Source organism: Phaeovulum sp. (assembly GCF_030684035.1).
GTDB lineage: Bacteria > Pseudomonadota > Alphaproteobacteria > Rhodobacterales > Rhodobacteraceae > UBA6213.
In genome coordinates, this window is the sequence record NZ_JAUXPI010000025.1 from 16,586 (window position 1) to 28,538 (window position 11,953).

The following is an 11,953-nucleotide window of genomic DNA, read 5'->3' on the forward strand; positions in this document are numbered from 1 at the left end:
GCCTAGCGCCCCCCGCCGCGATTTCCAGAAAAAACCGCTCAGAACGCCTCGGGGCGAAAGCTGCGCGCCATGTGGTCGAGAACGGCATTGACGAATTTCGGCTCCTTGCCCTCGGGAAAGAAGGCACGGGCAACATCGACAAACTCGTTTATCACCACCTTGGGCGGGGTCTTGGGGTTCAGCAGCTCGGCCCCGGCGGCGCGAAAAAGCGCCCGCAGGGTCGGGTCTATGCGGTCGATCGGCCAAGTTGCCAGCAAGGCGGCATCGGTCGCCTGATCGACCTTTGCCTGCCAGATCACCGCGTCTTCCAATATCCGGGCGAAAAGCGTGGTGTCGCCCTCGGCCATTTCGTCGCCCTCATAAATGGCACCGAACCGGTGGGTTTCAAATTCCGAGCGCACCCGGTCAAACGCCTGCCCCGAAGCTTCCATCTGGAAAAGCGCTTGCACCGCGTAAAGCCGGGCTGCCGATTTCATCTGGCGTTTCTCGGCGGCTGTGGGCTTGCGGGGCTTTTCGGGGTTCATGCGCGGGTCGGTCCTTTGTCATCTTGGGCGATACGGATCGTCTCGTCCAAAGGCAAAAATCCGATGCCTTTGGTCTGGCCAGCCCATTTGCGGGAAAGCGCGACTAGATGCAAGGCCGCAGCCGCAGCACCGCCGCCCTTGTTCTGCCCGGCAGGGTCGGCGCGCACCACCGCCTGATCGCGGTTTTCGACGGTGAGAATGCCGTTGCCAACCGCAACGCCTTCAAGCCCCAGCAGCATCAGCCCGCGCGATGAATCGTTGCACACCGTGTCATAATGCGTGGTCTCGCCGCGAATGATGCAGCCGAGCGCCACGAAACCATCGTAATCGGCAATCCGTGCCGCCGTAGCGATCGCCGAAGGCACCTCAAGCGCGCCAGGAACCTCGATCACCTCCGCCGTCGCACCCGCCTGCGCGGCCACGGCACGCGCACCCGCGACCAGGTTGTCAGCGATGTCCTTGTAATACGGCGCAACGACGATGAGCAGCCGCACCGGCTTGGAAAACGTCGGAAGCGGCAGAATGTGGTGGGTCTCGTTCGCGGCCATGTCTATTCCTTCGCAATCGGGCGCGTGGCCTCGATGGTCAGACCGTATGCGTCAAGCCCGATCACCTTCGGTCGCCCCGAATTGGTCAAGAGGATCAGGCGGCTGAGGCCCAGCGCCGCGAGGATCTGCGCGCCCAGCCCGTATTGGCGCAGGATCTGCGGGCTGACCTCGCCCGGTGTTGCCAGCTTCATTGCGGTATCGCGCAAAAGCACCACAACCCCGCGCCCCTCGGCCGCAATTGCCCGCATCGCGGCGGGCAAAAGCCCGGCCGCTTCGGGGTTCAGCCCCAGCACATCGTCAAGCGGGTCAAGCGCATGCATCCGCACCAACACCGGCTCGGGCGTGGAAATATCGCCCTTGCAAAGCACGATATGCTCGGCCCCCTGGGTTTCATCGGAGAACACCCGCATCGCCCAATGGCCGCCATAAACCGAGGCGACCGCCCGTTGCGCGGTTTCGTTCACCAGGTGGTCATAGCGGCGGCGGTAGGCGATCAGGTCGGAAATGGTGCCGATCTTCAGCCCGTGCTTCTGCGCGAAGGCGACAAGGTCGGGCAGCCGTGCCATGGTGCCATCTTCGTTCATGATCTCGCAGATCACGCCCGCCGGGTTCAGCCCCGCAAGCCGCGCCACATCGACCGCCGCTTCGGTATGGCCCGCGCGCACCAGCACGCCGCCATCGCGCGCCTTGAGCGGAAACACATGACCGGGCGTGGCAATATCGGCGGCACCCTTGGTGGGATCGATCGCAACGGCAATCGTGCGGGCGCGGTCATGCGCCGAAATGCCGGTGGTCACGCCTTCACGCGCCTCGATCGACATGGTGAAGGCGGTTTCGTGGCGTGATGAGTTCTTCGGGCTCATCAATGGCAGCCCCAGCGCCTCGACCCGCGCACCGGGCAGCGCCAGGCAGATCAGCCCACGCCCGTGCATCGCCATGAAATTGATTGCATTCGGGGTAGCCATCTGCGCGGGAATGACCAGATCACCTTCGTTCTCGCGGTCTTCGTGATCGACGAGAATGAACATCTGCCCATTGCGCGCGTCTTCGATGATCTCCTCCACCGAAGATATCGCGTCGCGCCAGTTTTCCTCGACCGGGCCGGGGTTTTCAAAGGTCATGCGTTCCACTCCGCCAGCCGCGCGACATAGCGCGCGAGCGTGTCAATTTCCAGGTTCACCCTGTCGCCAAGCGCGGCCCTGCCCCAGGTGGTTACAGTCCTGGTATGCGGGATCAGGTTGATGCCAAAATCGGTGCCCGCCACATCGTTCACCGTCAGCGAGGCTCCATTGAGCGCGACCGAGCCCTTTGAGGCGATATAGCCGGCAAGAGCGGCTGGCGCGCGCAAGGTGATCCGGGTGCTGTCGCCCTCGGGCTGAACCGCAATGATCTCGGCCAGCCCATCGACATGGCCCGAAACAATATGCCCGCCCAACTCGTCGCCCACCCGCAGCGCGCGTTCAAGGTTGACCCGGCGGCCCGGCACCCAAAGCCCGAGGTTGGTCTTGGAAAGCGTCTCGGCCGAAATATCGACATCGAACCAGCTTTGCGGCCTCTCGCCCTTGCCGACCACGGTCAGGCAGACCCCGTCGCAAGCAATCGATGCGCCAATCTCGATAGCCGATGCCTTGTAAGCGGTGCCGATGCGCGCGCGAACATCGCCGCGGTGCTCGACCGCAAGAACCGTGCCCATATCGGTGATGATGCCGGTGAACATGGCTGCCCCCTTTCGCTTGCCCCTGCCTAGCCCGCGGCGGGCGGCAGGGCAAGGGCCAGGCCCTCGCGGCGGCAAGCGCGGGGTTTGCCGCAGGCCCAAGATTTTCCGTGACAGCGGCGTAGTTTGCCGTAGAAAGCTGCCAGCTACCGCACAAGGTTTTCCGCAATGCCGATGCCCGACCGGCGTTTTCTGCTTCTGCAAGGCCCGCACGGACCCTTTTTCAACCAGCTCGGGGCCATGCTCCGCGCAGCGGGCTGCGCGGTGTGGCGGGTCGGGTTCAATCGCGGCGATGCGGTGTTCTGGCGTGACCCGGCGGGCTATCTGCGATTTGATGCGCCACCTGAAACCTGGCCCGAAACCTGCCGCGAAATCATTGCGAAGCACGGCATCACCGACCTTGCGCTTTACGGCGATACGCGGCCGATCCACGCACAGGCGGTGGCGATCGCTGCGGAACTGGGGCTGGTGGTGCATGTCTTCGAAGAGGGCTACCTTCGGCCCTACTGGATCAGCTATGAGCGCGATGGCGCCAACGGACATTCACGGCTGATGCAGATGAGCGTGGCCGAAATGCGCGCCGCGCTGGCCCGCACGCAATCCGATGCGGTGCAAGCCCCCGCCGTTTGGGGCGACATGCGCCAGCATGTGTTCTACGGCGCGCTCTACCATTTCTTCGTGATGGTATTGAACGGGCGCTACCGCCATTTTCGCCCGCACCGCGAGCTTACGGTGCTGTCCGAATTTCGCCTCTACCTGCGCCGCCTGCTGTTGATGCCGCTTTACACCGCCGAGCGCTGGGCTGCCGGACTGCGCATCCGCCATGGCGGATTCCCGTTCCATCTCGTGCTCTTGCAGCTCGAACACGACGCGAGTTTTCGCGCCCACAGCCCTTTTGCCTCGATGACGGAATTCATCGATCTTTGCATGCAGGGCTTCGCCGAAGGCGCGCCGCGCCACCATCATCTGGTCTTCAAGGCGCATCCGCTGGAAGATGGGCGGGTCGGCATGCGTGCCGCAATCCACGCCGCGGCGGCGCGCCACGCTGTGGCCGGGCGCGTGCATTTCATTCGCGGCGGCAAGCTTGCAGCACTTCTGGCCGAGGCGCGCAGTGCGGTCACGGTCAATTCGACCGCGGCGCAGCAGGTGCTCTGGCGCGGCCTGCCGCTGCGCGCTTTCGGGCGGGCGGTGTTTGACAAGCCCGAGTTCGTTTCAACCCAGCCGCTGGCCGAGTTTTTCGCCCGGCCCGACCGCCCCGACAGCCGCGCCTATCGCGATTACCGGCAGTTTCTGCTCGAAACCAGCCAGATCCCCGGCGGCTATTATTCGTCGCGCGGACGGCGGCAACTGATGCGCCAGATTGTCGATCTCATGCTCGCGGCGGAAGACCCCTATGACGCGCTCACGTCGGGCAAAGCGGCACCGCGGCAACAGTTGCCGCGGATGAAATAACACCGCTGGCATTTTGTCGCGGGATTCGCTAGTGTTACAGGCAAAACTTGAGGCAGTTTCCCGGCAAGAGGAGCCCGAGCAGTGAAAGTTTCGGCCAGTAGGGGCGCGCGCGCAGCCGCCCTGATAGTGCTTGTTGTGACGGTTGCGGCCTGCGCGCTGCCCCGATCCGGCCCCAACAAGCGGGAAATTTTTTCCGGTTCCGTGCAGCGCCAAGGCGATGCCTTCGTGATCGAAGTCAATGACTACGTCACCCGCGCCACCGCGGTCGTGCCAGCGCTCGGGTTCTCCGAGGCATTCCAGCGAGCAGGCGTGGTCGGCTCCGATACGATCAATGCGGGCGACACGCTCGGCCTGACGATCTGGGAAAACGTTGATGACGGGCTCCTGGCCAACCAGGGTGCCAACGCAACGCAACTGACCGAGGTGCAGGTTGATGGCGCGGGCTTCATTTTCGTCCCCTATGCCGGGCGCATCAAGGCCTCGGGCAATTCGCCCGAGGCGTTGCGCCAGATCATCACCGAAAAGCTCGATGCACAGACCCCGGACCCGCAGGTCATGGTAACGCGGCTGGCGGGCAATGGCTCGACCGTTTCGGTCTTGGGCGCGATCGGTGGCCAGGGCGTTTACGCGATCGAGCGGCCCACCCGCACGCTTTCCTCGATGATCGCGCGCGCGGGCGGCGTGACGGTAATCCCAGAAGTTGCGCGTATCACCGTGAAGCGCGGCGGCCAGACTGGCTCGATCTGGCTGCGCGACCTTTACGACAACCCGCGCATGGATATTGCCCTGCGGTCGGGCGACGTGATTTTGGTCGAACAAGATACCCGCGCCTTCACCGCGCTTGGCGCAACCGGCGCGCAGGCACGCGTGCCTTTCGAAACCAAGGCGCTTTCTGCGCTTGAGGCGATTGCCACGGTTGGCGGGCTCAATTCGCAACTGGCCGATCCGACGGGGGTTTTCGTGCTGCGCAACGAACCGGCGGAAATCGCCAATATCGTGCTTGGCCGCAACGATCTTGTCGGGGCACAGCGCATGGTCTATGTGCTCGACCTGACCGAGCCGAACGGCATGTTCATGGCGCGCGATTTTGTCATCCGCGATGGCGACACGGTCTATGTGACCGAAGCGCCCTATGTGCAGTGGCAAAAAACACTCGCCGCGCTGATGGGCCCGCTGCAGACGGTCAACACATTGAATACACTCGCAGGGAACTGATGCAGGCCGATACGGGCAGTAGCGCCGCCGGGGCAATTCCCCGGCGGCTCTTTGCCTATAACGGCGGCTTCCTTCAGCCCAGACTCCGGCGCATCCTGGCGCTTGCCGGCCACGAATTGAGGTTGGGCCTGCCCGGACCCGGCGACGGCGTGGCGGTCTGGGGGCGCAGCCCCACGGCCTGGCGCGGCGAGAGGGTTGCAGCGCGGCGCGGGGTGCCACTGGTGCGCATCGAAGACGCGTTCCTGCGCTCGATCCGCCCGGGGCGCGCGGGCGAGCCACCGATGGGACTTCTCATCGACCCCTACGGTGTGCATTTCGACAGTGCCTCGCCGTCCCTTGTCGAGCGCATGCTGGCGCGAGAGAAATTGGATAATTCCGATGTCTTGCGTCGCGCACGCGAGGGAATTGAGCGTCTCAAAGCTCTTGAACTTTCAAAATACAATAGTTTCGATATTTTGCTGCCGATGCCCGAGCCTGGCTATGTGCTGGTCGTCGATCAGACCGCAGAAGATGCTTCGATCACCCATGGCCGTGCCTCTGCTGCTACATTTCGTGAAATGCTTGCGGTGGCGCAGATCGAAAACCCGGGTGCGCGGATCATCGTCAAGACCCACCCCGAGGCCGCAATGGGTCTGCGCGCGGGGCATTTTGGCACCGATGTCACCTCCGCGCGGATCAGCCTGCTTGACGCGCAGGTTTCGCCCTGGCACCTGCTCGAAGGTGCCGTTGCAGTCTATACCGTCTCCTCGCAGCTTGGGCTTGAGGCGATTTTCGCGGGCCACAGGCCCCGTGTTTTCGGCCAGCCGTTCTACGCCGGCTGGGGCCTGACGCACGACGAGAATCCGGTGGCCCGGCGGGCTCGCAAATTGACCCGGGCGCAGCTTTTCGCGGTGACCCACATCCTCGCGCCGGTCTGGTATGACCCCTGCCGCGACAGGCTTTGCAGTTTCGAAGAAGCGGTGGACCAACTCGAAGCAGAAGTGCGCGCGTTTCGTGATGATCGCAGGGGCCATGTCGCGGTGGCAATGCGGCTCTGGAAGCGCCGTGCGCTGCAAGACGTGTTCGGCCGCGAGCAACGTCTGACCTTTGAAAACGATCCGGCGCAGGCCATCGCTCTGGCACGCGCAAAGGGGCGCGATCTGATTGTCTGGGCGGGCAGGGAAACCCCCGATCTTGCCGAAAGCGGCTTGCCCCTCGGACGCGTTGAAGACGGCTTCCTGCGCTCGCGCGGGCTTGGTGCCGATCTGGTGCCGCCGCTGTCGCTGGTGTGTGACAGGCGCGGCATCTACTATGACCCGACGCGCGCTTCGGACCTCGAGGCGCTGATCGGGACGGCACCACCTGCAGGCGGACGGCGCGCAGAAGCGCTTGTGGCCCGTCTCCGCGAGGCGCGGTTATCCAAGTACAATCTCGCGGCGTCACCGCTTCCCGCATTGCCCGCAGGCCATCGAATTCTGGTTCCGGGGCAGGTGGAAGACGATGCTTCGATCCTTCTTGGCGCTCCCGAAACATGCACTAATCTTGCATTGCTTGCCGAGACACGCGCAAAAAACCCGCAGAAAATTATCATTTTCAAACCTCACCCCGATGTTGAAGCAGGATTGCGGCCTGGTGCCGTTGCCGACGAGGCCGTGTTGCACTACGCCGACGTGATCGCCCGAAATGCCGACCCGATCGCCCTGATCGAGGCCTGCGACGAGGTCTGGACGCTGACGTCGCTCCTGGGATTCGAGGCGCTGCTGCGCGGCAAGCCGGTCACCTGCCTCGGCGTTCCCTTCTATGCGGGCTGGGGCCTGACCCAAGACCTCGTGCCCACTCCGGCGCGTCGCGCGGCGCGGCCAACCTTGTCGCAACTCGCGCATGCGGCGCTGATTGCCTATCCGCGCTACTTCGACCCGCTCAGCCGTCGTCCCTGCCCCCCCGAGGTCGCGGCCCAGCGCCTCGCCTCGGGGCAACTGCCGCATCCAGGGTTTGCAAACAGGAGTCTCGCCAAGTTGCAGGGGCTTCTTGCCAGCGCGCCATTCTGGCGGTGAACTTTAGTTCAACCTACAAACTACTTTGCGTGCAGCCAGTGGTGCAACACGTCATCGCCCAGGCGACGATGTTCGACAAGGTGAAAATCGGGCGCGGATGGCAAAACCACACCGCCGATTTCGGCCACCGACGGGGTGCCGCCCGCGCCGAAAAACCGGCCAGCCGAAATGCACACCACCTCATCGACCAACCCGGTGGACAAAAGACCTGCAGCCAGCCCTGCACCGCCCTCGCAGAAAATCCGCGTCAATCCGGCGGTGCCAAGTCGCTGCAACGCATCGGCCAAATCGACTTGCCCGGCGGTCGTCGCCGCACATCTGATGAGGCGCAGACCTGGCATCGGCTGCGCCGGGGCACTGTGGCAAATCCATACCGGAACTTCGGCGGCGGTCCGCGCAAGAGCGCTGTCCGCGCTCAAGCGAGCCTGACTATCGACAATAATTCTAATGGGTTGCCAGGCCAAGCCTAGATCGCGCGCGGTCAGATTCGGGTCATCTGCAAGCGCTGTTCCGATGCCAACCATCACCGCATCATGCTGCCCGCGCATCAGATGCACGGCGCGGCGCGCCTCGGGTCCGGTGATCCAGCGGCTGGCACCATCCGCCGTCGCAATGCGACCATCGAGTGTGACCGCAAGTTTGAGGGTAAGCCATGGCCGCCCCTCGGTGACGCGCAACAGGAACCCGGCATTCAGCGCCCGTGCCTCGGCTTCAAGCAGGTTCTCCAGCACCTCAACCCCCGCCGCGCGCAACAGCGCATGGCCGCGGCCAGAAACGCGGGGGTCGGGGTCGGTTGTGGCCGAAACCACGCGCACGATGCCCGCCTGCGCCAACGCAACCGCGCAGGGCGGCGTTGCTCCTTGATGCGCGCAGGGTTCCAAAGTGACATACGCGGTCGCGCCGCGCGCTGCAGCACCTGCTTGCGCGAGCGCCTGGGTCTCGGCGTGGGGTCTGCCGCCCGGCTGCGTCCAGCCACGGCCGACAATGATTGAACCTTGAACTATTACGCAGCCGACCGCCGGATTTGGCGCGACATTGCCAAGCCCGCGCCTCGCAAGCGCCAGAGCCAGCGCCATGAAGCGCCGGTCGAGGTCGCTGCTCACTCTTCGTTGCCGGGCTGCGGGCGCAATTCGGAAACGAACTTATCGAAATCGTCAGCGGCCTGGAAGTTCTTGTAAACGCTTGCAAATCGCACATAGGAAACGGTATCGATGCGCGCCAGCGTCTCCATTACAATCTCGCCGATGACCTTTGAGGGAATATCGGTCTCGCCCAGGCTCTCAAGCCGGCGCACAATGCCCGAGATCATCTGGTCAATGCGCTCCGGCTCCAGCGGGCGCTTCTGCATGGCGATGCGGATCGAACGTTCGAGTTTGGTGCGGTCAAAATCTTCGCGCTTGCCCGACGACTTGATCACCACGAGGTCGCGCAGTTGCACCCGCTCATAGGTGGTAAAGCGACCGCCGCAGGCAGGGCAGAACCGCCGCCGCCGGATTGCAACATGGTCTTCGGCCGGGCGACTGTCTTTGACCTGGGTATCAACATTTCCGCAAAAAGGGCAGCGCATCGCGTTTTCCTTGGTGCCAATTGGGTCTTATCCACAGGCACTATAGGGCAGCCGCGAGGGCTTGGGTAGGGGGCAATTCCACCGCAATATCTGGTGTTCAGGCGACTTTGGGGCCGAACTGGCGCCGCCCCTGCAGCCCATGCCAGAAGCCGTTCGAAAATGGCGCGGGCATCGAAAGCGCATCAAGCCGCGCTGACGCTTCGGCCGCATCAATACGCCCTGTGACACGGTCGGCAAATACCCCTGCCACCGCCACCATATCCACCCGCTGCGGCAGCAGACGGAAATGGCTCACCCCCATCGCCTGCATCGCGGCGATCTCGCCCACAAGGTTGACGTAGCTGTGCGACAACGTCTGGATACCGTTGATGGTCAGAAACGCCTGCCCGGTCACGGTTTTCAGGGGCATCCCGTCGGGGTCTTCCTCGCAGACGAACTGGCAATTGTCCTTGGTGCGGCAATGCGCGCGGGCATGATAGCAGCGCGCCGAAACGGCGAGCGAGGCGCGGCCAAACACCTGCACTTCGACCCCGACACCCAAGCCTTTGGCGACCTTGGCCATTTCGCCCACCACCCCGGCGGGCAGCTCGACCGGAAGCGAGAAATGCGTGGCCCCCTTGCTGGCGAGGTAGCGCATGGTCTCATCGTTGTAGATGTTCATCAGCGGCCCCACGCGGTGCGGCCTTTCCGCCACATCCAGCAGCCCCGCGGTATTGTTGATCTCGATCTCGTGGCCCTCGGTCTCGCAGATCGCGGCAAGCATTTCGCGTTCGCGTTTCAGCACCACTTCGGAAAGCGACGACAGCACCACCTTTTTGCCGCCGCGCTCCAGCCGCTCGATGATATCGGGGTAGTCGCCCTCGAAATAGGGCGTGCGTTTCGAGCAGATCACTTCGCCGAGGTAGACGGTGCCCACCGGGGCTTCATCGGCGATGCGCGCGTAGAAATCGCGGCGCTCTTCAGGTTTCCAGTGGTAGATTACGGGTCCGAGGGTGAGGCTTTGCATGGGTTTCACCGCCATTTCTTGGTCTTGAAGGCACCTTCGGTCTGCTTCTGGCCTTCGGTCAGCGCGATGAGGTCGGCCAACTCCGGCTCCTGCCCGGCAAGGATCGAGTCGACCGCCTTGCGGAACGCCGAGACCGCGCTTTTCACATAGGCGCGCGAACGTTGGCGGCCCTCGATCTTGAAGGCGTCCACCCCGGCCTCGATCAATGCGGGCAAGAGACCGGAGAGGTTGAGGCTGATCGGCTCCTCGAAAGCATAATAGGCATCGGGCCGGTTCGGGGCGTTGTAGCGGCCCTTGCAGATCGTCGGGTAGCCCGCCTGCTCGTCGGGGGCGAAACTGTCGATGGTGAAATCTGCAAGCCGCGTCGTCACCGAACCATCGGCTTGCTTGTCGTAATGAACATCTGCGGCGGGAGAGCAGACGCCGTCCATGTTGGTCGAAAGCCCGGTGACGTAATTTGTCAGGCTGCACCGGCCTTCCACCATCAGCCCGTGGTTGCCGAAGATGAATGTCTCGATCTCGCAGGGGATTTCGCGCGCGAGCTGCTTGATTTCCGGCACCGTCAGAATCCGCGGCAACACCACCCGCTTCACCCCGAACTCGCGGGCATAATAGCGGATCGCTTCGGGGCTGGAGGCGGCGGCTTGCACGGAAAGATGCAGGCGGATGTCGGGGTAGGTCCGCTTCACATAGTCGGCCACGCCGATGTCGGCGACGATGAAGGCATCGACGCCGAACCTCGCCCCCATGTCCACCGCCTCGCGCCAGAGGTTGAAGCGGCCCGCCGTGGGGAAGGTGTTGACCGCGAGCAAAACCTTGGTGCCGTGGTCGTGGGCATGGGCGACCGAGGCCTGCATTTCCTCGGGCGTGAAGTTGAGGCCGGGGAAGTTGCGCGCGTTGGTGGCGTTCTGAAAGCCGCAATAAACCGCATCCGCCCCCGCCTCGACTGCGGTGCGAAGCGCCGCCGGGGTGCCGGCGGGGCAGACAAGTTCGGGGCGTTTCATGCGGGATCTCCCTTTTTCGCAGCCAGTCGGCGCAGCCCGGCAAGTGCTGCGCGGCCGGGCGGGCCGAACATGCCCGCCACCGATTCCGCAATCGAACCTTCCACGTCATCAAGCGCGTTGCGGAGGCAAACAACGGCTTCGGTGTTGCCCGACACGTCGAGGTCGCGCGAAAAGAACAGGGCATCGCCATCGGCGCCGCCATCCATCAGGCCCAGAAGGTCGAGGAACTTGCCGCCGATCCGCGCATCCGATGCCGGTTCGTCGCGCCGGTTGAAGGCGCGAAAGGTGAGCGCCTCGGGGTTCGGGATCAGCAGCAGGCCAAACGGCAGGCCCAGCGGGTCGATCACGAAACGGGCGGTCTTGTGCGGGCCGAGCCGGTTGAAAAGCGAGGGATTTTCGCGCGCCACGCGGGCCACGACACGTTTCAGGATCGGTTGCAGCAGAAAAAGCGGCATCGGCGGCAGAAACCGCGACAGGCCGGGGCGGGCCGGGTTCGGGTCGGAGGGGTGCGACATCTGCATCAGGCCGCGTAACACGCGCGGGCCGGGGCGGGATTGATGCAGGTCAAATGCGGAAAAAAACGGCAGGGGGGGGGGCGGATCAGGAAACGCTCCAGTGGAGCGTTTCCCCGCCGAACGCTCGGAGCGCAAGCGCAGGGCCGGGAGTTCGGGCGCTGCCCGGTGCTGGGCACCGGGCGGGGAGGCGGCCACAACTGATAGCAAGACGAGGTACGTTTCGCGTCGCTCTTAGCCTAGTGTTCCGAGTCTGACATTTGCTACCGATTTCCCCTGATTTCATCGAGAGCATCGAGCGCGCGGCGCTCGCGGGTGATGATATCATCGGCGGTCTTGCTCCAGACGAAGGGCTTCGGTTTGGCGTTGTGCTGCAGC

At 64.0% G+C, this 11,953-nt stretch carries 12 protein-coding genes; 3 read left to right on the forward strand and 9 right to left on the reverse strand.

What is annotated here, in order from left to right; translation table 11 throughout:
- Positions 1-38: 38 nt before the first annotated feature.
- Genes nusB through Q8J98_RS06610 form a run of 4 tightly spaced genes read right to left on the reverse strand, consistent with a single transcriptional unit; the run spans position 39 to position 2,789 of the window.
- Entirely contained in the window at positions 39-476 is a 438-nt protein-coding gene (nusB, locus tag Q8J98_RS06595; protein ID WP_305293665.1) for a transcription antitermination factor NusB, read from the reverse strand.
- Positions 477-520: 44 nt separating this feature from the next.
- On the reverse strand, positions 521-1,072 hold the full coding sequence (locus Q8J98_RS06600) for a 6,7-dimethyl-8-ribityllumazine synthase (RefSeq protein WP_305293666.1): 552 nt from the start codon (positions 1,070-1,072) through the stop codon (positions 521-523).
- A gap of 2 nt (positions 1,073-1,074) precedes the next feature.
- Positions 1,075-2,193 carry a 3,4-dihydroxy-2-butanone-4-phosphate synthase gene (ribB, locus tag Q8J98_RS06605; protein WP_305293667.1) on the reverse strand — a complete coding sequence of 373 codons (1,119 nt, stop codon included), beginning with the start codon at positions 2,191-2,193 and terminating at the stop codon, positions 1,075-1,077.
- Positions 2,190-2,789: a riboflavin synthase gene (locus tag Q8J98_RS06610; RefSeq protein WP_305293668.1), complete on the reverse strand. Its 600-nt coding sequence runs from the start codon at positions 2,787-2,789 to the stop codon at positions 2,190-2,192. Before Q8J98_RS06610 ends, ribB begins: the two co-directional genes overlap by 4 nt.
- Positions 2,790-2,954: 165 nt before the next feature.
- Between Q8J98_RS06610 and Q8J98_RS06615 the strand changes: the two genes are divergently transcribed.
- The 3 genes from Q8J98_RS06615 to Q8J98_RS06625 all read left to right on the forward strand — a co-directional run bounded on the left by Q8J98_RS06615 (position 2,955) and on the right by Q8J98_RS06625 (position 7,486).
- Positions 2,955-4,238, forward strand: coding sequence for a capsule biosynthesis protein (locus Q8J98_RS06615; protein ID WP_305293669.1), 1,284 nt, complete (start codon positions 2,955-2,957; stop codon positions 4,236-4,238).
- 120 nt (positions 4,239-4,358) lie between these two features.
- On the forward strand, positions 4,359-5,453 hold the full coding sequence (locus Q8J98_RS06620; protein WP_370868013.1) for a polysaccharide biosynthesis/export family protein: 1,095 nt from the start codon (positions 4,359-4,361) through the stop codon (positions 5,451-5,453).
- Entirely contained in the window at positions 5,453-7,486 is a 2,034-nt protein-coding gene (locus Q8J98_RS06625; protein ID WP_305293670.1) for a capsular polysaccharide biosynthesis protein, read from the forward strand. Before Q8J98_RS06620 ends, Q8J98_RS06625 begins: the two co-directional genes overlap by 1 nt.
- 20 nt (positions 7,487-7,506) lie before the next feature.
- Here the strand turns inward: Q8J98_RS06625 and ribD are convergent, their stop codons facing one another.
- From ribD to Q8J98_RS06650, 5 genes are all read right to left on the reverse strand, one after another.
- On the reverse strand, positions 7,507-8,562 hold the full coding sequence (gene ribD, locus Q8J98_RS06630; protein WP_370868068.1) for a bifunctional diaminohydroxyphosphoribosylaminopyrimidine deaminase/5-amino-6-(5-phosphoribosylamino)uracil reductase RibD: 1,056 nt from the start codon (positions 8,560-8,562) through the stop codon (positions 7,507-7,509).
- A 23-nt stretch (positions 8,563-8,585) separates the two neighbouring features.
- Complete coding sequence (gene nrdR, locus Q8J98_RS06635) at positions 8,586-9,053, reverse strand: transcriptional regulator NrdR (RefSeq protein ID WP_305185455.1); 468 nt, start codon at positions 9,051-9,053, stop codon at positions 8,586-8,588.
- Between the two features lie 97 nt (positions 9,054-9,150).
- Positions 9,151-10,074: a U32 family peptidase gene (locus tag Q8J98_RS06640; protein ID WP_305293672.1), complete on the reverse strand. Its 924-nt coding sequence runs from the start codon at positions 10,072-10,074 to the stop codon at positions 9,151-9,153.
- Complete coding sequence (locus Q8J98_RS06645) at positions 10,065-11,063, reverse strand: peptidase U32 family protein (protein ID WP_305293673.1); 999 nt, start codon at positions 11,061-11,063, stop codon at positions 10,065-10,067. The genes Q8J98_RS06640 and Q8J98_RS06645 overlap by 10 nt, the downstream gene beginning before the upstream one ends.
- Positions 11,060-11,584, reverse strand: a complete 525-nt coding sequence (locus Q8J98_RS06650) for an SCP2 domain-containing protein (protein ID WP_305293674.1) — start codon at positions 11,582-11,584, stop codon at positions 11,060-11,062. The genes Q8J98_RS06645 and Q8J98_RS06650 overlap by 4 nt, the downstream gene beginning before the upstream one ends.
- Positions 11,585-11,953: the final 369 nt, after the last annotated feature.